This window comes from Achromobacter sp. UBA2119, from assembly GCF_002331005.1.
Lineage (GTDB): Bacteria > Pseudomonadota > Gammaproteobacteria > Burkholderiales > Burkholderiaceae_B > Achromobacter > Achromobacter animicus.
In genome coordinates, this window is the sequence record NZ_DCYD01000010.1 from 92,574 (window position 1) to 114,471 (window position 21,898).

Here is a 21,898-nt window from a genome sequence, read left to right on the forward strand (position 1 = left end):
TGGGGTGCCCAAGTGCGCTGCCTAAGGCTCACCGCCATTGCCAGTTGCGGCCCGACTGTTGCATGATCGACAAAATTGAAGGTCGGTATGGAAGTTGATTGTTCGCCATACCGATACAGCAGTAGCAGGAACGTGAAATGTAGTTTGGCATCGGAATCTATTCCGGATGCCGGAATCTAATACTTATTGTGCCAATTGGACGAGAGCGGCAAGCCGCTCGGGCACCCGGTAGTTGAACGCTTCAAAAAATCCGGATGCGTGTGTCTGAATTGTTACATGGTTAATTAATATAGCTGAGCGGTGGATCAATAGCAGTTCAGCGGCGGTCATTCCGCGTGGCGTTAGTGGTTCGGGTGCTGTGTATACCTAGCTGCTTGGGGCAATGGCCCGATAAGCGAGCAAAGCCTATTTATAGGCAGGCAGCCCCCCCAACGTCCGGAACCCGCCGGTGAATGAGGTCATGCACGTCTTGCGCCAGAACGGTAAAGCACCCGGTACGGCGCCAGAAGGGCTCGAAAGAGCCGGTGCTGCGAACAACGCAGCCGCATGAACTCTGCCGATCCACCAGATTTACCCGTATTCCAAGCCGCCCCGGGTCCGTACCCGGCGCGGCGTTATGCGGTGCAACATGCCCAAACGGGTTGCGACGACCACGGAAGCGACTATGACCAAATCCACCGGCAAATCCTCCTCTGCAATTGATGCGGCCGAAATCCAGGCTGTGGCGCCCAAGCGCGCCGTCAGCATGGCCGCGGAAAAAGCGCCCGCCAAGACGGCGGTGAAGGTCGCCAAGCCCGCTGTCAAGACGGCTGCCAAAAAGGCAGCCAAGACGGCCGTTGCCGCGGACAAGCCTGAAAAGGTGACGAAGGCCCGCGCCAAGAAGGCCGAAGACAAGCTTGCCGACCTGGTCGGCAGCGCACGCCCCGCGCCGAGCGGCCGCCGTCCGGGCCGCCCCGCCAAGAACGCCAACAACGACTCCGATGGTTTCGACGATCCGATGGACGGCGAAGGCGAAGTCCTGCCCGACCTGAAGCCGCCGAAGCGCGGCGGCAAGCGCGGCAAGGCCGATCCCAAGGATCTGATCGCCCGCGGTCCCGTCACGCCGGAAGAATACGAAGCACGCCGCAATCGCCTGAAGCAGCTGATCAAGCTGGGCAAGGACCGCGGCTACCTGACGTACGGCGAAATCAACGACCATCTGCCCGACGATCTGGTCGACGCGGAAGCCATCGACGGCATCATCAGCACCTTCAGCGACATGGGTATCGCGGTCTATGACCAGGCGCCCGATGCCGAAACCCTGCTGATGAGCGAAAACGCGCCGGTAGCGTCCAACGACGACGACGTCGAAGACGAAGCCGAAGCCGCGCTCACGACCGTGGACTCCGATTTCGGCCGCACCACCGACCCGGTCCGCATGTACATGCGCGAAATGGGTTCGGTCGAGCTGCTGACCCGCGAAGGCGAAATCGAAATCGCCAAGCGCATCGAAGACGGCCTGAAGCACATGGTCATGGCCATCTCGGCCTGCCCGACCACCATCAACGAAATCCTGGCCCACATCACCCGCGTGCGTGAAGGCCAGGCGCAGATCGACGAAGTCGTCGACGGCCTGGTCGATCCGGAAGACGGCGAAGAATACGCCGGCGCCGGTGTCACCGCGGATGAAGACGAAAGCGACGACGGCCCCGCCGGCGGCATGTCCAGCAAACAGCTGGAAGACCTGCGCGTCAAGGCTCTGGCCAAGTTCGACGAGGTCAACAAGCAGTTCGACAAGATGCGCCTGTCGTACGAGAAGGACGGCTACAAGTCGGACATCTACGTGCGCGCCCAGGAATCCATCCAGAACGAACTGATGGGCATCCGCTTCACCGCCAAGATGGTGGAAAAGCTGGCCGACACGCTGCGCAACCAGGTTGAAGAAGTCCGTCAGCTCGAGCGCGCTGTCCTGCATACGTGTGTGGACCGGGCCGGCATGCCGCGCCTGCACTTCATCAAGGTGTTCCCCGGCAACGAAACGAACCTGCAGTGGGTCGTCGACGAAGTGGCCGCTGGCCATCCGTACGCCGAAACGCTGGAGCGCCAGATTCCCGCCGTGCAGGAACTGCAGCAAAAGCTGATCGACCTGCAAACGCGCGTCGTGCTGCCGCTGAAGGACCTGAAGGACGTCAACAAGCGCATGGCCACCGGCGAAGCCAAGGCTCGCAAGGCCAAGCGCGAAATGACCGAAGCCAACCTGCGTCTGGTGATCTCGATCGCCAAGAAGTACACGAACCGTGGCCTGCAGTTCCTGGATCTGATCCAGGAAGGCAACATTGGCCTGATGAAGGCCGTGGACAAGTTCGAATACCGTCGCGGCTACAAGTTCTCGACCTACGCAACGTGGTGGATCCGTCAGGCCATCACGCGCTCCATCGCCGACCAGGCGCGCACCATCCGTATTCCGGTTCACATGATCGAAACGATCAACAAGATGAACCGCATCAGCCGTCAGATTCTGCAGGAAACCGGCGCTGAGCCGGATCCCGCGACGCTGGCGCAGAAGATGGACATGCCCGAGGACAAGATCCGCAAGATCCTGAAGATCGCCAAGGAACCGATCTCCATGGAAACGCCCATCGGTGACGACGACGATTCGCACCTGGGTGATTTCATCGAAGACACGTCCACGCTGGCGCCTTCGGATGCAGCGCTGCATGGTTCGATGCGCGACGTGGTCAAGGAAGTGCTAGACTCTCTGACCCCGCGTGAAGCCAAGGTCCTGCGCATGCGTTTCGGTATCGAAATGAGCACCGACCAGACCCTGGAAGAAGTGGGCAAGCAGTTTGACGTCACGCGCGAGCGCATCCGCCAAATAGAGGCTAAAGCGCTGCGCAAGCTGCGTCACCCCAGCCGGGCCGACAAGCTGAAGAGCTTCCTGGAAGGGCAGTAAATTTCCTGGGCCTCTAGCTCATGCCTGGTTAGAGCAGCGGACTCATAATCCGTTGGTGCCGAGTTCGACTCTCGGGGGGCCTACCAAAGAAATCCTGAGCAATCAGGTACCGCAGCCGCCAGCAATGGCGGCTGTTTTCATTTCTGGCGTCCATGCGTACGAGAAGGCTCAATGACCGCGCATCGTCGACTGTTCCGTATTGGTAACTCTGCGTAATACTGCCTCGTCCAAAAGGACTATTCCTCAATAATCCTCGAAACCGCTCACGGCTGTGGGCGATGAGGGGAGGCCCATCCGCCCCGTCTGATGTTTGGCATGTGCTGATACCGAAGCCCGATCGGAGGAAGTTTCATGAAAAACAACGCTCTGCACGCCGGCGTGCTTTCTCGCTCGTCGCTGCTCCCTCTCCTGGCATTTCCTTGGCTATCGGCCGCTCAGATCACCATCGAGAGCGGGCAGACGGTATCCGTCCCGGGCACGCAGGCTTCCCCTTGGAACATAAGTACTTCTATCCTTGTCGGTAACGCGGGAACCGGCACGTTGAATGTGTTGAGTGGCGGCTTGGTGAGCAGCCCCGACGCTTACCTGGGGGGTATTTCCGGCGGCGCCGGGTTGGTCTCGGTGACCGGACCGAACGCGCGATGGGAGGTGTCCGTCAACGGCTTGAGCACGCTGAATGTCGGCTGGAGTGCGGCGGGGACACTGACGGTTGCCGGTGGCGGCGTGGTCCAGAGTCAGCGCGCCACGCTCGGGGAATTCGACGATGGCGTAGGCGTTGTGACCGTCACTGGCGCGGGCTCGCAATGGATAAACAATCAGCTGCTCTTCATCGGGATGTCGGGTGTGGGGAGTTTGAACATCGCGGATGGCGGCTATGTTTCGACGGGTTCGGGCTCCATTGGCGTCTTTGGCGGCAAAGGAGCGGTAATGGTTAGCGGGGCCAATTCTCAGTGGCTTTCCGGCTCGCCCATTCAGATTGGCTCGTTCGGAAGTGGCAGCCTGACGATCTCCGAAGGCGGGAAGGTGATCGCTCCCGGCGCGCTGATAGGCTCGACAGCTTCCGGGATCGGCAAGCTTGTTATCGGCAGCGATGCGGGCACTGCGCCGGTCGCGCCTGGCACGCTGGAAACCACGCGCGTTTCATTTGGCCCGGGCGACAGCCGTGTGATTTTCAATCACACGTCTTCCAGTTATGTGTTCGATGCGACGATCAACAATGGCGCCAACAATGCCGCGGGGTCCAATACTGGATTGGTCGGCGGCGGGCGGCTGGAAGCGATGGCGGGGCGCACGATCCTGAATGCGGAACACGGGGACTTTACGGGTGTCGCGCGAATAGGCAGCGCGGGCATTCTTCAGGTCAATCGCGATCTGTCGGGCGCGTCGATGCAGATTCTTACGGGCGGTACGTTGGAAGGGCGCGGACGGGTGGGCAGTGTCGTCAACGCAGGCACCGTATCGCCCGGGGCATCGTTGGGCACGCTGACCATCAGCGGAAACTACACGGGTAGCAGCGGTTCGTTGCTGCAACTGGAGACGGTGCTTGGCAATGATGCGTCGCCCGCTGACAAACTGGTTGTGACAGGCAATGTTGCAGGCAATACCGCTGTCAAAGTCACCAACCTGAGTGGCAGCGGGGCGCAGACGGTAAACGGCATTCGCGTTATTGAGGTCGGCGGCGCGTCGCCCGCAAATGCCTTCATACTTCAGGGCGATTACCGGGCCGAAAACGGTCAGCAAGCCGTGATCGCCGGCGCGTATGCGTACACGCTTGAACACGGCGGCAGCGAGACGCCCGCGGACGGTCACTGGTACCTCGTATCCGAGTTCAGGGAGCCCGGGACGGCTCCCGAACCGGAACCAGGGCCCGGACCCATTCCGGAACCCGAACCCGGGCCTGGCGCACCGGTGGAGGAAATTCCCGGCATGCCCGAAGAGGGGCCGCGCTATCAGCCTGGCATACCGCTTTTCGAGCAGTATCCCCAGGTGCTCGCTTCCCTCAATACGGTGCCGACGTTGCAGCAACGCATCGGAAACCGGTTCTGGCGAACTGACGGTCAACTGCCCGCAGCCGGAGAAAAATACGGGGGGTGGGCTCGCATCCAAGGGTCCACCAGTTCAATGAACCCGGCACAGTCGGCGACGAAGTCGAGCCGGGATATCGATCTGTGGAAGCTGCAAACTGGCATTGACGTCGTGGCGAACCGCCGGCCGGATGGGTCGATGCTGGTGGCCGGCGTGAATCTTTCTCATGGCAACGCGTCCGCCGATATTGCGTCTCCGTATGGCCGGGGCAAGATCGACACGACCGGCACGGGCGTGGGCGCCAGCCTGACGTGGTACGGCGCCAGCGGGTTCTACGTGGATGGACAATTGCAGGCCATGTGGTTCGACAGCGATATCTCGTCGCGCACGATCGGGCGTGATGAGGTGAAGGGCAACAACGGAAACGGCGTCGCCATCTCGGTGGAGACGGGCTATCGCTATGACATCGGCAAGGGGCTCTCGCTGACTCCGCAGGCGCAGTTGATTCGGTCTCGCGTGGACTTCGACAGTTTCACGGACCCGTTCGGCGCGAAGGTGCGGATTGACGATGGCGACAGTCTGACCGGACGTTTGGGCGTGTCGCTCGACTATGAACCTGAGTCCTCTGCTACGAAGGGCGCGGCGGGCCGAACGCATGTGTACGCCATCGCGAATCTCTATAACGAGTTCATGAATGGCACAAACGTCAACGTGGCCGGCGTGTCTTTTCGAAGCCGCGATGAGCGTCTGTGGGCCGAGCTTGGCGTCGGTGGAACCTACCTGTGGAACAAGGGGCGCTACGGTGTGTATGGCAACCTGAGCGTAGCCGGCGCCACCAACAACATGAGCGACAACCATTCCGTGGGCGGCATGATCGGATTTCGCGTGCAATGGTAGGGACCGTCCAAGGCTCGTACGCGAAAGGGCAATAGCTCCCGCGAATAGCAAAGCCCCGCCAGCAGGCCCCCCAAATGGAAGAGCGCCCCAACTCAAGATGAGTCTGAGGCGCTCCTGCCCGGCTTCGCACGCGATGGGTGTCAGACAGCCCGGCAACTCCAATCTACTGCTGGCAATCCGGCCCGGCAATAGGGGAAACCCTTGCGATAAACGGGGTTGAATCATCTTCTTCTCCAGGTTTCTTGACGGGCGCGCGCGTCAAGGTGCGGGGGCGAATTTGTCCGTCTCGGCATCCACGAATTGTTCGCCGGCTGCCGGCTGGCGACACTGGCCTCCACGTTCATTGCACGGGAGAGCAGACATGTGGGGGCATCGAAAACGCCAGTTGGGCCAGGGTATGACCGAGTACATTGTCGTGGTGGCGCTGGTCGCCGTCGCGGCAATCGCGGTCTATCAGTATTTCGGACAAGTGGTGCGTTCGCAGACGGCGGCGATGGCCCGCGAGCTGGCCGGCGAAGATGGCAGCACGCAATCCAAAGCCGCGCAGCAGGCGGCCCAGAAGGCCGCTGCGCAGACCAAGGCGCGGTCGCTCAAGTCATTTACCGGCAATGCCGAGATCGCGAATTGAGGGCGCATCCCATCATGTTCGCCGATCAACAGCGCGGCCAAGCCCTGGTCTTGGGTATCGTCATTGCGGCCGTCGGTGCGGCGTCGCTGGTGGTCCTGTACAACTTTGGCCAGACCATCGAGGCTCGAGGCCGCCTCACCCATGCGGCCGACGCGGCCGCCTATAGCGGCGCGCTGGTTCAGGCGCGCGCACTCAATGCCATTGCCTACGTGAATCGCAGTCAGATCGCGCATCAGGTTGCCATGGCACATCTGGTGACGTTGGGGGCGTCCGCGCACTATCTCGATGCGATGCAATCGCAGCGCCAGCGAGGCAATCCGCCGGCCAGCCTGATCGCCATGCTTTTCGGACCCGACGCCGGGGCGGCCTATCAGGGCGCGCGGGGGCCTTCGAATGCCGAAGGCCGGCTCGCCTCTGCTTTCGCGCAACACGATCGCGTCGTGCATCAGGTGCTGGAAATGGCGGCGCGAGAGATTGTGGGTGACCTTACGGCATCACGGGATCGTGCAATGCGTGAGGTGCTGGCTGCCAACTATCCGGCGTTCGGTGAGATCAACGCTGGCGGGGCGTCCGCTGCTGCATCGCCAATTGATCTGAGACTGCTGACCGACGGGTGGCCTGGCTACACGAAGCGCCACGCAGCGACGCGCAAGGCCGGCTTGCGCCCTGCAACGGAAGACGCGGTGGCTCGCTATGGGTTCCTGGATCGCCGCAACGACACACGTCGCAATCCTTGGGCCGTCAGCTCACGTTGTCCCTTGCATCGGCACGAGCTCAGGCGGCGCGGTTCGACCTGGCTGGGGCCGGACGGCCATTGGGGCGCGTTGGACACGCAGTCCTACCACGCGCTGCGCTCGAACCGTTGGATCGGCTGCTATTTTCGCGAGTACGCGATGGGATGGGGAACCGTGCAGGGCGAAAAAAGCCGTGCCCCAGACGACGTGGAGTATGTCGAAGATCCACCCGCGGACTTTTCGCAGGAGGACTTCTGGCGGTGGGTCGAGCACGCCACCTCGTGGAACATCTTTGACGGGGCCACCAATCCGATGGCGAACTCCTACGCCATGGCGTCGGCCCGGCGCTGGCCGGGGCGCGGATTGCCGGCGTATCGGGAAGTCGCGTCGAAGCGTCCGGCTGAGCCCTTACGGTTTGCCATTGCGGTCAGCCTGGATTCCACCTTCGTCAAAACCACGGATGCCGACAGTGCCGTCGCCGCGCCAAGTGGTCAGTTTCGCTACACCGCATTGGGGCGGACCGGCGTCGTCACGGTCAGCACGGCGGCCGAGACGCACTTTGCGCGGCCGGATCGACGCGCCGACGGCAGGTCGGAACTGGCCACGCTCTTTCGGCCCTATTGGCAGGCTCGCCTGTCCGCGCTTACGCAGCAGGAAGCCGTGCAGGCCGGGAGGCTTCGATGAAGAGGCGCGGGTCAACCGAACGCGGGCAAGCGGTGGTCGAGGCGTTGCTGATTTTGCCGCTGTTGGCAGTGCTGCTCTGGGCGGTCTCCGATATCGGCGCCATGCAGTTTTCAGCGCAGCGCAACACGCAAGCCAGCCGGCAGGCTGTCATGGCGGTGGCGTTGGGGCAGCCGGCGGCAACGCTACGTGCGCCGTCAGGAATGGTCCTGACCGACGCGGCCCAGAGTTGGCCGGGAACCGCCGCGGCCGGCGCCGCGGCGTTGCAGAACGACTGGTTTGGCGGGGCAATGCAGTTGTTGTCCGTGCAGACCCGTTCGCTGCCGCTTCCGGGGAACGCCATGTTTGGATTGCCGATCTCGCGTCACATCAGTGTCGCAAGCGGAGCGGGCTATGCGCATGGCGACGCCGACGCGCAACGACGCGTAGGCGCGTCGTCGGCAGGGTGGTTGCAGGCCGGCCGCACGTCGCTGGCCGAGGCCGAGCGCATGCAGCGTCAGGTCAGCAAGGTCGAGGTCCCATGGAGGCGGCCTGCGTTGTCGCTGGATTGGCTTTCGGCGTGGCATGACGTGGCGCCGAATGATCGGCTTGGCAAGCGTGCGGAGGACGGAAGATGAATCGGGCACGAACGTTTCCCAAGCGGTGGGGCATGTGGCGCCGCGTTGGTTTCCTCGCAGTCGGCGTCGGCCTATGCGGTGGATTGTTGCTGCCTCAGCGCGCCAGTGCGTCAGCGGGCGTCCTCAGTCTTGAGGGCCTGCGATTGCCCGCGGGGGCTGTGCGCGAGCGCCTGGCGGACCGGATGTGGCTGCACGGGATGCCGGCGCAGGTATGGGTGCTCGATGTGCCCCAAAGCCCGTCGGCCGTAGCCAAAACGCTGGCTGCCCAGCAGCCTGCATTGGCAGATCTGCACGTGCTGCCCGGACAACTCATCTTGTCCGGCCGCGTCGGCAATGACCGCTGGGTTGCGCAATTGGAAAGTGCTGGAATGGACCGTACTGTCGGCAGCCTTTCGGCGATCAGTGTTCGTGCGGCTCCCACCGCGCAGTTGCCCGGGTGGCTGCCGAAGGGCGCGCGCGTCAAATCGGATGTCGCCGTGATGGAGTCCGGCGTCAAGGTTTCCGACCGCATCTGGCAGTACGCGGTGCCGCCGCAAAAACTGGCCGAACTCCTCGATGCCGGAATGCGGCGGGCAGGATGGGTTCAGCAGGGCGATGGCGCCGATCAATGGTGGGCGCGTGAACGCGAGCGGATGAAGCTGTGGTTGGTGCCTTTGGACGGCGGCAGCGGGCTGCGTGCACTGGGGTGGGCGCCATGAATCCCTGGATCATTCGCGGCGCCGCGCGGCTGCGCCGTACCGGCGTATACGGATTGGCCGTGCTGGCAGGACTGGTGGCCGCCTGGGCCGTGCGGGAACACGTCCAGCAGCGCGTCCAGGCGCTGGAGGCCGAGGCGCACACGCCGTCGGTCAGTCGCCTGGTGGCTGCTTATGACCTTCCGGCCGGCACGCTACTCGAAGAGGTGCACCTTGCTGTGCGCCAGATTCCGCAGCCCTGGGCGCCGGGGGCCAGTGTGGATCCCCTTGAGCTCGGCAGCGTGATCGGCGCCACGCTTCTTGCTGAAGTCGCGCATGGCGAACCCCTGCTCAGAAGTTTCATGACCTTCGAAGCGCCACAGCCCTCGCTGGCGGCGCGGCTCCGAGCGGGGCAGCGCGCTCTCACGGTTGCGGCCACCGATCTGGGCGGGCTGGCGGACATGCTGAAGGGCGGCGACGCGATCGACATCTATGTGACCTTCAATCACCGCCAACGCGAGCTCACCGTGCCGGTGCTGCAGAGCATGCGCGTCCTGACCGTCGGGGGCGAGGACGGCGCTGGCAACATCACCTTGGCGGCGACGCCCGATGAAGCCATGCGGTTCATCGCCGCGCGGCAGGCTGGGGTGTTGACTGCAATGTTGCGTCATCGCGATGACGCAGCATCCGTGAACCCCGCCGCGCAAAGCGATCTGGCTTCGCTCATCGGACTGGATGCTGAACCCAAGCCTGCGCCGGGCGTTGCCATTCTTTATGGCGATCGCCTGGACGCGTGGGCAAGCATCGACTCGGAGGGGCCATGACGCCAATAAGAGCTTTCCTGGTCTTCGTGCTGTGCTTGGTTTGCCACCCCGCATGGTCTGACACCCAGACATTGGAACTGCAGGTCGGCGAGACCCGCGTGTTGCCGCACCCTGGCGTGAGGCGGGTGGCCATCGGCAATAGCCAGGTGGTCAACGCCGTGGCTGCCGAAGGGCGCGAGATCGTGGTGTTCGCACGGGCGGAAGGCGTGTCGTCCGTGCATGTCTGGGCAGGCCGCGATCGCATCGCGGCCTATGAGCTGCGCGTGGTGGCCGCCGGTACGCCGCGCTTGCGCGAAGAGGTTCATAGCCTGCTCTCCCGCATTCCGGGTGCGCGAAGCTCGAGCGTGGGCGGCCGCATTTTGATCGAAGGCGACGATCTGTCCGACGATGACCGCTCGCGCATCGCGGCGCTGGCGGACCGGTATCCGGAGGTCGTGGATTTCACGGGACAGGTCGGGTGGGACCGCATGGTGCTGCTGGACGTGCAGGTGGTCGAAATTCCCACGTCGCGGCTGCAGGAGTTCGGCGTGCGCTGGGATGGCCTGACGCAGGGGGGCGTCAATGCGGGATTGGCGTGGGATGGCGGATCTCGTGGCCGCATGACCCGGCCGGGCGAGCAGATCATCGAGACGGCGGCACCGGTCTCGTCGGCCGCGGGTTACTTCGGCGTCAACGCCTTGCTGTCGGCACGTATTGCCGCGCTGGCGCAAACCGGAGAAGCGGTCATGCTTGCGCAACCGCAGCTTCTTGCCCGAAGCGGCGCGAGCGCGACCTTTCTTGCAGGCGGGGAAGTGCCTTACGCTTCCACCGATGCGCAAGGCAATCCCACCACGCTATTCAAACCCTATGGCGTGTCGCTGAACATCACGCCTCGGATCGACCGCAACGGCGTCATCCGGTCGCTCATCGAAGTGGAGGCCAGTTCAGTCGACACCTCGCTAAGCCTTCCCGGCGGCCCGGCGCTGCGGACACGCCGCGCGTCCACCGAGTTCAATGTGCGTTCCGGCAACACGCTTGTCATCGGCGGCTTTCTCTCGCGCGAGCAGGGCTCCGACGTCAGCGGCTTGCCGGGCCTGCGGAACATCCCGATCCTGGGCGCGTTGTTTTCCTCTACCCGCTATCAGCGCCGCGAGACCGAACTGGCTATCTTCGTGACGCCAAAGATCGTGTCGCAGGGCGAGCCCGCCATGGCGGATCGCGTTCGGCGCGGACGCGAGATGCTTGAGTCGACGTTTCCGGATCCTCCCCAACTGGGAACGGCGGTGCCTTCCGATGCGGCTGGGTGGGATCCCTACGCGGGCGCCGGCTCGCAATGGGTCACGCGTTCGGCGGGTGCAGGTTCGACATTGGCGAAAGGGCCGTGATGCTCAATATTGAACTGACCTTTGAGGACGCCGCGCAGCAGCAGCTCAAGCTGCCCGCGCCGGTGCTGATTGGAAGAGGCGCTGATTGCGCGTTGCGGATTCCAACCTGGAGGATTGGCCGGCAACATGCCCGGCTGGTTTGCGAAGCAGACGTCATCGTCCTGGAAGACCTGGGTACGCTGGCGGGTACGATGGTCAACGGCGTCAGGGTGGTGCGGCACGCGCCGGTGCTGCCTCACGACGAGATCCTTATCGGGCCTTGCAGGCTACGGGTGTCGAGGCTTGCGCCCGAGGCAGCCGACCGCGTCGACACTCCGGATGCCGCGCTTCGGGGCGCCGCGCAATCCGGACAACCTCCAACGTACGATGTTTGCGTCCCGGCGGCGGCTTCGCCGGCCCCCGCTCATCGGCTACACGACCGCCGCCGCCTCCATGCGGCCCTGCTGAACGCGTTGGACCTGCGCCGGCGCGATGTGGCCGGGATGAGCGATGGCATGCTCCGCGCCGAGGCCGAGCGTCTTTTGATGCAGATCGTGGCCACGGACGCCGAACTTCCGCCGCAGGCCGACAAGGCGGCGCTCTGCCGCGAGGTGCTGGATGAAGCGGTGGGGCTCGGACCGCTGGAACCGTTGCTCGCTGCGCCGGATATCACGGAAATCATGGTCAACCGCTATGACGAAATCTACGTAGAGCGTGCGGGCCGCCTGTGGCGCGAACCGGCTGCGTTCACCAGCGAGCAATCGGTGCGCTGGGTGATCGAACGCATCGTGACCCCATTGGGACGCCGCATCGATGAAAGTTCTCCGATGGTGGATGCGCGGCTGCCCGATGGGTCACGGGTGCACGCCATCATTCCCCCCGTGGCGATGAAGGGCGCCAGCCTGACCATCCGGAAGTTTCCGCAGCGGCGGCCCCAGATGCCAGACCTGATTGCGCTGGCCGCGCTGAGCGATCCGATGGCACGATTTCTGGCGCTATGCGTCAGGATGCGCAAGAACCTGGTCGTGTCGGGCGGTACGGGTTCCGGCAAGACGACGCTGCTGAACATCCTGTCGAACGAGATTCCTGACGGCGAGCGCGTGGTCACGATTGAAGACGCGGCGGAGTTGCGGCTGAACCACGCACATCTGGTCGCGCTGGAGGCGCGGCCGGCGAACCAGGAAGGCAGAGGCCGAGTCGACATCCGGGAACTCGTGCGCAACGCGTTGCGTATGCGGCCGGACCGCATCGTGGTGGGCGAGTGCCGGGGCGCCGAGGCGTTCGACATGTTGACGGCCATGAATACGGGCCATGAAGGCTCCCTGACCACACTGCACGCCAATTCTCCACGGGACGCCTTGGCCCGGCTGGAATCCATGATTTTGATGGCGGGGCTGGACCTGCCGCTGTCGGCGGTCCGTGAGCACATTGCCGCCAGTGTGGACGTGGTCGTGCAGCAGGCGCGGTTGTCGGATGGACGCCGCGTCGTCACGGCGATCGTTGAAGTGGCAGGCATGGAAAGCGGCCGCATTCAGTTGCAGGACCTGTTCGGCTTTGATCGAGCCCATGGGTTTCGCGGATGCGGCGCGCTACCTGGATTCGCGCAGGAATGGGCGGACAAGGGCGTAAGCCTGGATACCGCATGGTTTTCGGACTCGGCGGGCCGGGTGCCTGACTTCGGCGCTTTTGCGCAGGGCTTGCCATGATCTGGCTTGCGGCAGCGGCCGCCATGGTGTGCGCCGGGTTGCTGGCATGGCGTGCGCAGAACTGGTTTGCGCCGGCGCTTCGGCGCTACCGAGAGGTCTACACCCAGGACGCGAGCGTGCGCTTGAGCGAAGTGTTTTTGTTCATCGACCCGCGCCAATTGTGGGTGGGCGCAGTCGGCTGCGGTGTAGCGGCCGCGGTCGCCGCTTTCACGGCCACCGGCAGCGCGCTGGTGGCGGTCTTGTTCGCTCTCCCGTCGGCGCGGCTGCCACGAATGGTTGTAGAAGGATTGCGGCGACGGCGTGCGCGACGCTTTGAAGCGCAATTGCCCATGGCGCTGTTGATGCTGGCATCCGCGTTGCGGGCCGGCGTGGCCATGACGACCGGTTTGCGCCATGTCGTGGAACAAAGCAGCGCACCGCTCGCCCAGGAGTTCGGTCTGATGCTGCGGGAACAGCGTCTGGGCGTGCCGTGGGACGTTGCGCTGGACAACCTGCAGGCCAGGATGCCGGCTGACTCGACCTCGCTGGTGGTGGCGGCAATGCGCATCGCGGCAAAGACCGGCGGCAATCTGGCGGAAGCCCTGGAAAGCATCGCGCAGACATTGCGTGTCCGCCTTCAATTGCAGGCAAAGCTGCTGGCGTTGACGTCCCAGGGGCGGCTGCAGGCATGGATCGTGGGCGCATTGCCTTTGCTGCTGCTGGCGGTGCTCGACCAGTTGGAGCCGGAAATCATGGGATTGTTGTGGCATACGCCGATGGGGTGGGGCGTGCTGGCCATCGTGGCGGTGCTGGAGACGGCCGGCGTGCTGCTGATCCGGCGAATCATGCGGATTGATATCTGAGCGGGGGCGGGATGTGGCTATACCTGAGCATGTCCGCGACGGCGGCCGGGACGGCCTGGCTTGCGTGGGTGCTGTTGAGACCGTTGTTGAAGGCGGAACAGAATGCGGCGCGCGCCATGCCGTGGTGGTGGCGCGTCGCATGGCCCTGGATCGCTGCGGTGGCGCCGTTGGCGGGTCCGCTGTGCTCGTGGCGGTGGCGGCTACGGCTGGACCAGGCAATAGAACGGGCGGCGTTGCCGCGGGAAGTCGGGTATGCGCACATCGCGGCGTTGTGCGCTAGCGCGGCTATCGCTGCCGGCGGCATGGCCACCGCCGGAGCGCTTGCGCTGGCGCCGCCGGGCGCTGCGGCGCTGCTGCCCTGGGCGCTGGCGTGTGCGCTGGCCGCCGGCATGGCGCCGGCGTTGTGGTTGAAGGGGCTGGGTGCGCAGCGATGCCGCGCCATCGAACGGGATCTGCCCTTCGTGTTCGACATGATGACGCTGTGCGTCGAAGCGGGCTTGAGCGTGCAGGGCGCGCTGCAATTGGCGGCACAAAGCGGTCCGCCGGGTGTGCTGCGCGACGCGCTCACGGATGCCCTGGCAGAAATGCGGGCGGGCGTGTCCCGAACCGTGGCGATCAAGACATTGGCCGAGCGCAGCAACAGCGCGCTGGCGCGAAACTGGGCGGCGGCTCTGGCGCAGGCGGAGGCGCTTGGGGCCAGCCTGGGGCCGGTCTTGCGCGCGCAGGCGGCGCAATGCCGCAGCGATCGCCACACGAGGGCCGAGCAACTGGCGATGCAGGCGCCGGTGAAGATGCTGCTGCCGTTGATCGGCTGCATCTTTCCGTGCACGTTTATCGTGCTGGCGTTTCCGATTGCGGTTCAGTTATTGCAGAGCGTGCAATGAGCCGCCCCATGCCATTACGCGAAGGGCGCCTGCGGTTGCTGACCGTGAAGCGGTGGTGGGGGCGTATGCGTGGGTTGCTGGGGCGGGCCCCGCCGGGGCCGCGGGCAGGCGTGCTACTGACTCCCTGCGCCGCGGTGCATACGTTCGGCATGCGTTACGCCATCGACGTGGCGTTTATCGGCCGGGACGGCCGGGTGGTGGGATTGCGCCGGGCGCTCGCGCCGTGGCGGGTGACGCTATGCCTGCGCGCCGTTGCCGTTGTCGAGATGCGTGCCGGGGTTATTGATGCCGAACACGGAGGTATAGGCCGGATAGAAGCTGCAGTACAGGACGCCGCCCGCCGCGATGTTGAACGGAATCTGCAGCGTGCCGGCAAATTGGGGCGACAAGCCGACGGCAACCAGCAATCCGGCGCACAGGTCGATGAACAGGAACACCATGATCCAGCAAACGCCATACACCATGAACGGCAGCTTGTTGCGCCAGCACGCGATGCCGGAGAAGAACAGGGCTTGCGTCAGGCGCAGACCGTGCCAGGCCACCAGTACGGGCGCGTGCCAGAACAGCGCCGCGATCACCACGTAGCAAATCGCGAACAGCATCAGCGGCATGGCCATGGCCGACAGGATCGGCTCCATGCTCTTTTCGACCGAGGCGATGCGCATGCCTTCCATCATCGAATCGGAAAAGGGCAGGAAGATGGCCAGGCCTGTCACCAGGCAAAGGCCGGCATACAGCAGACCCATCAGGAACAGCTTGCGGAACACGCCGGGCTGCTTGAGCGGCTTGCCCCACATGGACGGCAGCATGACGCGGTCGGCCTCGACGTGCTTGCACGCGGACAGCGTCATCAGAGTGATGATGGGCATCAGGGCCACGACCAGCATCGGGCCGACCGGCGGCGTTGCCGAAGCAAAGACGACGAGCAGGCTGATCGCCATGGCCCAGGTGAACATGGCCAGGGGTTGTTTGCGAAACAGACGGAATCCGTCGCGGACCCAAAGCCAGCCGGACGTCGCGGGTAGAAATGCTGCTTGCATGGCTCTCTAGAGGGGAGTTCTCTCAAATAGGGGATGCTGTTCCCATTATGGGGGGCGTAGCGGTTACGGCAAGACGGGCAGTTCCGAGCGGTGGCGCGCTTGCAACACTCTTTCGAAGTGGCGTGGGTCGTGCGGCTTGAGCGTCTGCGCCGGGCGGGGCAGGAAGAAGTCGTACAACCGGGACAGCCAGAAACGCAGGGCTGCCGCTCGCAGCATCTGGGGCCAGACTTCGCGCTCGGCGTCCGTGAAGGGGCGCACCGCCGCGTAGGCAGCCAGCCAGGATTGCACCAGCTCGGGGATGAATTCGCCGGTGTCGCGTTCGATGCACCAGTCGTTGACGCTGACGGCCACGTCGAACAGCCAGGTGTCGCAGCCCGCGAAATAGAAGTCGATGATGCCGCCCATGAGCGGATCCTCGAAGGTGCCGGCAAAAAGGACGTTGTCCCGGAACAGGTCGCAGTGGGCGGGGCCGGACTGCAAGGCCTGCCATGCGGGAGTCTGGATGGCGGCCTGCTGGGCGGCCAGTTCGGACGTCAGCAGTTCGGCCTGGGCGGGGCTGAGAAAGGGCAGGACCTTGGGCGCGGTTTCGAGCCACCACGACAGCCCGCGCAGGTTGGGCTGGTGGATCGGAAAGTCCTGCGCCGCGACGTGGGCGCGGGCGAGGGTGGCGCCGGCGAGCGCGCAGTGGGCGGGGCCGGGGGCCGGCTCGTACCCGCCGGGCAGGCGCGACACGATGGCGCACGGCTTGCCGTGCAGCGTGGTCAAGCGGGTGCCGTCGCGCAGCGTCTGCGGCTGCGGCACCGGGATGCCGCGTTCGGCCAGGTGATACATCAGCTCAATATAGAAGGGCAACTGCGCCTGCGTCAGCACCTCGAACAGCGTCAGGACATATTCGCCCCGTGTCGTGTACAGAAAATAGTTGGTGTTCTCGATACCCGCCGTAATGCCTCGAAGCGAGACGAACTCGCCCAGATCGAAATGCGCCAGCAGGGCGCGCGCGTCGTCATCGGATACGGGGGTGAATACGGCCATGGATCTTCGGTATGAGGGTTGAACGGACGCGCGCACGGGCGTGCAGGGTCGCGGCGCCGCAATTTTAGACCACATGGCGGGCGGCCTCGGGCAGCGGTTCCACGTGGGGCGCCGATCCCGGCGGGCACAATGTCGCCAAGCACCGTAAAATACCGCATCCCCTTGTTTTGTAGAGTGATTCTTGGACTCCCCCGACTGGCGGCTTTGCGTCGCCCCGATGATCGACGTCACTGACCGCCACTGCCGGTACTTTCACCGTCTGCTGGCGCCGCGCGCCCGCCTGTACACCGAAATGATCACCACCGGTGCGCTGTTGCACGGCAACGTGGCCCGCCACCTGGACTTTGACGAGGCCGAGCATCCCGTCGCCTTGCAATTGGGCGGCAGCGAGCCCGACGCATTGGCGCACGCCGCCAAGCTTGGCAAGCAATGGGGCTATGACGAAATCAACCTGAATTGCGGCTGCCCGTCCGAACGGGTCCAGAAGGGCGCCTTTGGCGCCTGCCTGATGGCCGAGCCGGCCCTGGTGGCCGACTGCATGAAGGCCATGCAGGACGCCGTGGACATTCCTGTCACGGTCAAGCACCGCCTGGGACTGGACTACGACGAATCCTATGAGTTCGTGCGCGATTTCGTGGGCAAGGTCTATGACACCGGTTGCCGCGTGTTCATCGCGCATGCGCGCAATGCCGTGCTCAAGGGCCTGTCGCCCAAGGACAACCGCGAGATCCCCCCGCTGCGCTACGACGTGGTTGCGCAATTGAAGCGCGATTTTCCGGATTGCACGTTCGTGCTCAATGGCGGTCTCGCCGATGCCGGGCAGTCCGTGCAGGCGGCCGGAGCCTTTGATGGGGTAATGCTGGGTCGCGCCGCATGGCATACGCCGCGCGTGCTGTCTGAAGTGTCAATGCAGTTGTGGCCGTCGGTGCGGCTGCCCAGTGATGCGCAGGTCGTGGACGCGATGACGGAGTACGCCGCGCGTCAGGTTGCCAAGGGCGTGCCGCTGCGGGTGATGACGCGTCCGATGCTGGGGCTGGTGAATGGCCAGTCAGGGGCGCGCCGGTGGCGCCGGATGTTGTCGGATCCGGCCCTTTTGGCGGCGAACAATCCGGAACTGATCTACGACGCGTGGCGCAGCCAGCGGCATGCGCCGGGTGCGCGCGACGCGACGCGCGAGGCCGCGTCCGCCGGGATGTGAATCCGTAGCCGGCGCCGCAAGGGCGCCGGCGGGCTCAGGACTGGGCGGGCTCCGCGCTTTCGGCAGGCCAGTCGCGAATGTAGGCTTTCAGCATGTTGTTTTCGAACTGCTGCGCCGCGACGATGGCCTGCGCCATGTCGTAGAACGAAATGACGCCCATCAGGGTGGGGCCGTCCATGACGGGGATGTAGCGGGCGTGCTTTTCGAGCATCAGGCGCTGGACTTCGTCGGCGCTGGTGTTGGGCGAAACGCTGACCGGCGCGTCGTCCATGATGGAACGGATGGTCGTATCGCCTGCGCCGCCGTGCGCGTGCATGTGGCGGATGATTTCGCGGAACGTGAGCATGCCGGTCAGGGTGCCGAATTCCATGATGACCAGCGAGCCTATGTCTTGTTCGCTCATGGTTTGCACGGCCTGGGCCACGGGCATGTCGGGCGACGCCGTATAGAGCGTATCGCCCTTGACGCGCAAAATCTCACTGACCTTCAACATCGGTATCTCCTGGGGCGGACTGCGCCCTATGCTTTGCTATTTCTTGTTCGCTTCCAGTTGCAGCACTGGGGCGACTCCATTTCCGGTATTTTGCGCTTCTCCGCAGAGTTCTTCCAGCGTTGGCGTGGTTTGCGGCGAATTTACGGACGATGCGATGCGCAGGATGTCGGGGTCATTGCGGACGCGGGATTGGCTTCGGTCCAGCAGGAAGCGATCCACGACGGGCGCCAACGAGGTCTCGCGCGCGTCGCACGTCAGCATCCAGTTGTCTTCGGGACTGCGGGTGGCCAATCCCATCTTGCTCAGCGTTTCCAGGACTTCATTGAGTTCATCCTGATGCAGCCGCAGCTCCGAGGCCAACGTGTTGGCGGCCACGCCGCCGGGCGTCGAGAGCTGCGCGCGGCGCAGTGCGCGCAGCGCATCCAGCGCGTCGACGAACGAGGCGCCCGGGTAGCGGTTGATGTGCCAGCGTCCCAGCCGGATCAGCGGCGCGCTGGAAGCAAGCGTTGCGCCCAGCAGCACGGCCAGCCAGGACAGGTAGATCCACAGCAGGAAGATTGGCAGCGTGGCGAAGGCGCCGTAGATGACCGTGTAGGTGGGAAACCGGGTCAGGTAGAAGGCGAACGCCGACTTCATGATTTCCAGCACGATGGCCGTGACACAGCCGCCGATCAGCGCGTCGCGCCACAGCACGTCGCGGTTGGGTACGACGACAAAAAGCGCGGCAAAGCCCAGGCCGGTCAGCACCAGCGGGATGAACGAGACGACGACACTGATGACTTCAGGGACGTCCTTGATGAGACCCAGCGATTCGCGGGCCACGAACGAGGTCGCCCACAAGCTGGCGCCCGCCAGGACGGGTCCGAGCGTGATGATGGCCCAATACACCAGTGCCCGCTGCGGCAGGGGACGCTGGCGCGAGACGCGCCAGATGTCGTTGAAGGCCTGATCGATCGTCATGATCAGCAGCAGCGATGTGACCAGCAGGAACGCGCCGCCAATGGCGGTCAGGCGCGACGCCTGGTGCGCGAACTGGTTCAGGTAGTCCATGATGTTGTCCGACACGGACGGCGGCATCAGGCTGGTGGTGAGGAAGTCCTCGAGGGCGACCCGGAATTCCTGGAACACGGGAAAGGCCGTGAACAGCGACAGCACCACCGCGAGCATGGGGACGATTGCCAGAACGGTGGTGAAGGTGAGGCTGGAGGCAACCTGCAGCAGCTTTTCTTCGTTGGCGCGTTGGAGGACGAAACGAAATACGCGTCCGGTCCTCGCGACCCGGGAAATGCGCGAGGTTGGTCGTTCTTTGACCGCCGGCGTAGCGGCGGCGGGCTCGGCGGGGCGATTCATCAGGCGATAATAGCAGCATGAATCCCGAACTCAACCCCCGCTTGCGCCTCGTCGCCTCGGTTTCATTGTTTGCCCTGATCGTGCTGTGCGTCGCCTGGGAAACCGTGGTGGCGCCGGTGCGGCCGGGCGGTTCCTGGATGCTGCTGAAAGCCTTGCCGCTGGCGTTTCCGCTGCGGGGCATCGTGCGAGGCAATCTCTACACCTACCAGTGGGCGGCCATGCTGTCGCTGCTGTATCTGATGGAAGGCGTGGTGCGCGCCATGTCGGATCCGGCGCCGCTGTCCGTCTTGATGGCGTGGGGCGAGATCATCTTGTCCACCACCTTTTTCCTCAGCGCCATCTTTTATGTGCGGCCCGCCAAGCGCGCTGCCCGGAGTCAACGCGCATGAATGCCCAGTCCCTGTCCGAACTGCAAGCCGTCAACTCCTTTGCGGCCCTGCCCGAGGCTTTCTACACCCGGCTGGCGCCGCGCGGGCTGAACAATCCTCGTCTGCTGCACGCCAACGAACACGCGGCCGCCCTGATCGGGCTGGATCCGTCGGTCCTGACCACCCCCGAATTCCTGCAGGTGTTTTCCGGCGGGCAGCCATTGCCGGGCGGCGATACGCTGGCCGCCGTTTATAGCGGCCACCAGTTTGGCGTGTGGGCAGGGCAGCTTGGCGACGGTCGGGCGCATCTGCTGGGCGAGGTTCAAGGGCCCAAGGGCGCCTGGGAACTGCAGCTCAAGGGCTCGGGCATGACGCCGTACTCGCGGATGGGCGACGGGCGGGCCGTGCTGCGGTCTTCCGTGCGGGAGTACCTGGCCAGCGAGGCGATGTTCGGGTTGGGCGTGCCCACCACGCGCGCCCTGGCGCTGGTCGTTTCCGATGATCCGGTCATGCGCGAAACCGTCGAAACCGCCGCGATCGTGACGCGGATGTCGCCCAGTTTCGTCAGGTTCGGCTCGTTTGAACATTGGTCGTCACGGCGTCAGCCCGACATGCTGAAAACGCTGGCCGATTATGTGATCGACCGCTATTACCCCGAGTGCCGCGACGTGCCGACTGGCGATTCGGCGTCCGAGATGGCCCCGTATGTGAATCTGCTGCGTGAAGTCACGCGGCGCACGGCGTTGCTGATGGCGGACTGGCAGGCTGTCGGGTTTTGCCACGGCGTGATGAATACCGACAATATGTCGATCCTGGGGCTGACGCTGGATTACGGCCCTTATGGTTTCATGGACGGATTCCGGCTGGGTCACATCTGCAACCATTCGGATGCCGAGGGTCGGTACTCCTGGAATCGGCAGCCGTCCGTGGGGCTTTGGAACCTGTATCGGCTAGGCGGCAGTCTGCACCTGCTGGTACAGGACGCCGACGCATTGCGCGCCGTGCTGGATGAATACGAAGCCATTTTCACGCGCGCGTTCCATGACAAGATGGCCGCCAAGATGGGTTTGGCGGCGTGGCGTCCTGACGATGAGGCGTTGCTGGACGATCTGCTTAAACTGATGGACGCCAATCAGGCGGACTTCACGTTGTCCTGGCGCCGGCTGGCCGACGCCACGCAGGGACAGCGCAGCGCCTTTGAGGATTTGTTTATCGACCGTCCCGCCGCTGGCGCCTGGCTCGACAAGCTGCTGGCCCGGCATGCGCAGGACGGGCGGCCTGTGGCGAATACGGCGGCCGCCATGAACGGTGTAAATCCGTTGTACGTGCTGCGCAATCACCTGGCAGAACAGGCGATTCGTGCGGCCAAGGCCGGGGACGCCAGCGAAATTGAAACGCTCATGAAATTGCTGCGAAGCCCCTTCGTCGCCCAGGACGGCTTTGAACGCTATGCCGGCCTGCCCCCGGATTGGGCTGGCGGAATCGAAGTGAGTTGCTCGTCGTGAAGATAATTTTGCGATAACGTCGACAGCATTAATCGTGCGACATTCCCCGGATTAACAAAAGAATCTCGGTAAAAATGTGAAATATCGCCATTTTTTTCGCTGCAATCATTCGTTTCCATTGTAAA

General features: G+C 64.2%; 18 protein-coding genes, 1 tRNA gene and 1 pseudogene. 16 read left to right on the forward strand and 4 right to left on the reverse strand.

Annotated features, from left to right (window positions below; genetic code table 11):
* The first annotated feature begins 664 nt into the window (after positions 1–664).
* The 13 genes and pseudogenes from rpoD to B3098_RS29125 form a co-directional block, all read left to right on the forward strand.
* On the forward strand, positions 665–2,932 hold the full coding sequence (gene rpoD / locus B3098_RS09950) for an RNA polymerase sigma factor RpoD (RefSeq protein ID WP_286895686.1): 2,268 nt from the start codon (positions 665–667) through the stop codon (positions 2,930–2,932).
* A 7-nt stretch (positions 2,933–2,939) separates the two neighbouring features.
* Positions 2,940–3,018, forward strand: a tRNA-Ile gene (locus B3098_RS09955).
* 265 nt (positions 3,019–3,283) lie between these two features.
* Positions 3,284–5,854, forward strand: coding sequence for an autotransporter outer membrane beta-barrel domain-containing protein (locus B3098_RS09960; RefSeq protein ID WP_286895688.1), 2,571 nt, complete (start codon positions 3,284–3,286; stop codon positions 5,852–5,854).
* 361 nt (positions 5,855–6,215) lie between these two features.
* Positions 6,216–6,482 carry a hypothetical protein gene (locus tag B3098_RS09965; RefSeq protein ID WP_056315734.1) on the forward strand — a complete coding sequence of 89 codons (267 nt, stop codon included), beginning with the start codon at positions 6,216–6,218 and terminating at the stop codon, positions 6,480–6,482.
* Between the two features lie 14 nt (positions 6,483–6,496).
* On the forward strand, positions 6,497–7,900 hold the full coding sequence (locus B3098_RS09970; RefSeq protein WP_286895692.1) for a hypothetical protein: 1,404 nt from the start codon (positions 6,497–6,499) through the stop codon (positions 7,898–7,900).
* Positions 7,897–8,514 carry a TadE/TadG family type IV pilus assembly protein gene (locus B3098_RS09975; RefSeq protein ID WP_286895694.1) on the forward strand — a complete coding sequence of 206 codons (618 nt, stop codon included), beginning with the start codon at positions 7,897–7,899 and terminating at the stop codon, positions 8,512–8,514. The genes B3098_RS09970 and B3098_RS09975 overlap by 4 nt, the downstream gene beginning before the upstream one ends.
* 158 nt (positions 8,515–8,672) lie before the next feature.
* On the forward strand, positions 8,673–9,212 hold the full coding sequence (locus B3098_RS09980) for a hypothetical protein (protein WP_286895697.1): 540 nt from the start codon (positions 8,673–8,675) through the stop codon (positions 9,210–9,212).
* A complete protein-coding gene (gene cpaB / locus B3098_RS09985; protein WP_286895700.1) occupies positions 9,209–10,012 on the forward strand; it encodes a Flp pilus assembly protein CpaB in 804 nt (267 codons plus the stop codon). The genes B3098_RS09980 and cpaB overlap by 4 nt, the downstream gene beginning before the upstream one ends.
* Positions 10,009–11,376, forward strand: coding sequence for a type II and III secretion system protein family protein (locus B3098_RS09990; protein ID WP_286895702.1), 1,368 nt, complete (start codon positions 10,009–10,011; stop codon positions 11,374–11,376). The genes cpaB and B3098_RS09990 overlap by 4 nt, the downstream gene beginning before the upstream one ends.
* Positions 11,376–13,061 (forward strand): ATPase, T2SS/T4P/T4SS family, encoded by a 1,686-nt coding sequence (locus B3098_RS09995; protein WP_286895735.1) that lies wholly within the window; start codon positions 11,376–11,378, stop codon positions 13,059–13,061. Before B3098_RS09990 ends, B3098_RS09995 begins: the two co-directional genes overlap by 1 nt.
* Entirely contained in the window at positions 13,058–13,903 is an 846-nt protein-coding gene (locus tag B3098_RS10000; protein WP_286895705.1) for a type II secretion system F family protein, read from the forward strand. The genes B3098_RS09995 and B3098_RS10000 overlap by 4 nt, the downstream gene beginning before the upstream one ends.
* 11 nt (positions 13,904–13,914) lie before the next feature.
* Entirely contained in the window at positions 13,915–14,787 is an 873-nt protein-coding gene (locus B3098_RS10005) for a type II secretion system F family protein (protein WP_414631267.1), read from the forward strand.
* Between the two features lie 65 nt (positions 14,788–14,852).
* A pseudogene (locus B3098_RS29125) lies at positions 14,853–15,017 on the forward strand (DUF192 domain-containing protein); the annotation flags it as partial.
* Between the two features lie 6 nt (positions 15,018–15,023).
* Here the strand turns inward: B3098_RS29125 and B3098_RS10010 are convergent.
* Together B3098_RS10010 and B3098_RS10015 are read right to left on the reverse strand one after the other, a co-directional pair.
* Positions 15,024–15,827 carry a BPSS1780 family membrane protein gene (locus tag B3098_RS10010; protein WP_224776787.1) on the reverse strand — a complete coding sequence of 268 codons (804 nt, stop codon included), beginning with the start codon at positions 15,825–15,827 and terminating at the stop codon, positions 15,024–15,026.
* Positions 15,828–15,890: 63 nt separating this feature from the next.
* A complete protein-coding gene (locus B3098_RS10015) occupies positions 15,891–16,859 on the reverse strand; it encodes a homoserine kinase (RefSeq protein WP_175125013.1) in 969 nt (322 codons plus the stop codon).
* 217 nt (positions 16,860–17,076) lie between these two features.
* Here B3098_RS10015 and dusA point away from each other — a divergent pair, with 217 nt between their 5' ends.
* Positions 17,077–18,057, forward strand: coding sequence for a tRNA dihydrouridine(20/20a) synthase DusA (gene dusA / locus B3098_RS10020; RefSeq protein WP_239214670.1), 981 nt, complete (start codon positions 17,077–17,079; stop codon positions 18,055–18,057).
* Positions 18,058–18,091: 34 nt separating this feature from the next.
* Here dusA and B3098_RS10025 read toward each other — a convergent pair whose 3' ends face one another.
* Together B3098_RS10025 and B3098_RS10030 are read right to left on the reverse strand one after the other, a co-directional pair.
* Positions 18,092–18,550 (reverse strand): CBS domain-containing protein, encoded by a 459-nt coding sequence (locus tag B3098_RS10025; protein WP_056315762.1) that lies wholly within the window; start codon positions 18,548–18,550, stop codon positions 18,092–18,094.
* Between the two features lie 36 nt (positions 18,551–18,586).
* Positions 18,587–19,900 (reverse strand): YihY family inner membrane protein, encoded by a 1,314-nt coding sequence (locus B3098_RS10030; protein ID WP_175125011.1) that lies wholly within the window; start codon positions 19,898–19,900, stop codon positions 18,587–18,589.
* 17 nt (positions 19,901–19,917) lie between these two features.
* Between B3098_RS10030 and B3098_RS10035 the strand changes: the two genes are divergently transcribed.
* Both B3098_RS10035 and B3098_RS10040 read left to right on the forward strand, forming a co-directional pair.
* Positions 19,918–20,289 (forward strand): DUF2069 domain-containing protein, encoded by a 372-nt coding sequence (locus tag B3098_RS10035; RefSeq protein WP_056571311.1) that lies wholly within the window; start codon positions 19,918–19,920, stop codon positions 20,287–20,289.
* Positions 20,286–21,773 (forward strand): protein adenylyltransferase SelO, encoded by a 1,488-nt coding sequence (locus tag B3098_RS10040; RefSeq protein ID WP_286895712.1) that lies wholly within the window; start codon positions 20,286–20,288, stop codon positions 21,771–21,773. Before B3098_RS10035 ends, B3098_RS10040 begins: the two co-directional genes overlap by 4 nt.
* Positions 21,774–21,898 lie beyond the last annotated feature (125 nt).

Excerpts from the sequence above, each read along its gene's own strand:
- B3098_RS09970 (WP_286895692.1), top strand. The coding sequence starts at position 6,497 with ATGTTCGCCGATCAACAGCGCGGCCAAGCCCTGGTCTTGGGTATCGTC.
- B3098_RS10030 (WP_175125011.1), bottom strand. The coding sequence starts at position 19,900 with ATGAATCGCCCCGCCGAGCCCGCCGCCGCTACGCCGGCGGTCAAAGAA.
- rpoD (WP_286895686.1), top strand. The coding sequence starts at position 665 with ATGACCAAATCCACCGGCAAATCCTCCTCTGCAATTGATGCGGCCGAA.
- B3098_RS10010 (WP_224776787.1), bottom strand. The coding sequence starts at position 15,827 with ATGCAAGCAGCATTTCTACCCGCGACGTCCGGCTGGCTTTGGGTCCGC.
- B3098_RS09995 (WP_286895735.1), top strand. The coding sequence starts at position 11,376 with ATGCTCAATATTGAACTGACCTTTGAGGACGCCGCGCAGCAGCAGCTC.
- B3098_RS10040 (WP_286895712.1), top strand. The coding sequence starts at position 20,286 with ATGAATGCCCAGTCCCTGTCCGAACTGCAAGCCGTCAACTCCTTTGCG.
- B3098_RS09960 (WP_286895688.1), top strand. The coding sequence starts at position 3,284 with ATGAAAAACAACGCTCTGCACGCCGGCGTGCTTTCTCGCTCGTCGCTG.
- B3098_RS10015 (WP_175125013.1), bottom strand. The coding sequence starts at position 16,859 with ATGGCCGTATTCACCCCCGTATCCGATGACGACGCGCGCGCCCTGCTG.
- B3098_RS09965 (WP_056315734.1), top strand. The coding sequence starts at position 6,216 with ATGTGGGGGCATCGAAAACGCCAGTTGGGCCAGGGTATGACCGAGTAC.
- B3098_RS10005 (WP_414631267.1), top strand. The coding sequence starts at position 13,915 with ATGTGGCTATACCTGAGCATGTCCGCGACGGCGGCCGGGACGGCCTGG.
- cpaB (WP_286895700.1), top strand. The coding sequence starts at position 9,209 with ATGAATCCCTGGATCATTCGCGGCGCCGCGCGGCTGCGCCGTACCGGC.
- dusA (WP_239214670.1), top strand. The coding sequence starts at position 17,077 with ATGATCGACGTCACTGACCGCCACTGCCGGTACTTTCACCGTCTGCTG.
- B3098_RS10025 (WP_056315762.1), bottom strand. The coding sequence starts at position 18,550 with ATGTTGAAGGTCAGTGAGATTTTGCGCGTCAAGGGCGATACGCTCTAT.
- B3098_RS10035 (WP_056571311.1), top strand. The coding sequence starts at position 19,918 with ATGAATCCCGAACTCAACCCCCGCTTGCGCCTCGTCGCCTCGGTTTCA.
- B3098_RS10000 (WP_286895705.1), top strand. The coding sequence starts at position 13,058 with ATGATCTGGCTTGCGGCAGCGGCCGCCATGGTGTGCGCCGGGTTGCTG.
- B3098_RS09975 (WP_286895694.1), top strand. The coding sequence starts at position 7,897 with ATGAAGAGGCGCGGGTCAACCGAACGCGGGCAAGCGGTGGTCGAGGCG.
- B3098_RS09990 (WP_286895702.1), top strand. The coding sequence starts at position 10,009 with ATGACGCCAATAAGAGCTTTCCTGGTCTTCGTGCTGTGCTTGGTTTGC.